Source organism: Streptomyces sp. NRRL S-495 (assembly GCF_000966955.1).
In the GTDB taxonomy this organism is placed as follows: Bacteria; Actinomycetota; Actinomycetes; order Streptomycetales; family Streptomycetaceae; genus Kitasatospora; species Kitasatospora purpeofusca.
Map to the genome: position 1 here is coordinate 1 of NZ_JZWY01000042.1, position 306 is coordinate 306.

The window sequence follows — 306 nt, forward strand, 5'->3', positions numbered from 1 at the left end:
GGCGACGGCAGGACCACCACCGACTTCGGCGGGGGCTTCGACCAGGCGCTCGGCACCGCCGTCCAGGCGGACGGCCGGATCCTCGCGGCCGGCTTCAGCAACGGCGACGCGGCCCTCGCCCGCTACGACGGCGCGGCCGGCACCCCGGTCGGGGTCGACCTCTCGGTCACCAAGACCGGCCCCGCCACCGTCACCGCCGGCGGCCAGGCCCCGTACACCGTGACGGTCACCAACAACAGCGCCGCGGCCGCCACCGGCGTCACCCTCACGGACTCGCTCACCGGCCCGGGCACCGTGCTCTCGGCC

The 306-nt window shown here is 77.1% G+C and carries 1 pseudogene; it reads left to right on the forward strand.

Going from position 1 to position 306, the window contains the following annotated elements:
• Nucleotides 1-306, forward strand: a pseudogene (locus tag VR45_RS03710) (DUF11 domain-containing protein); the annotation flags it as partial.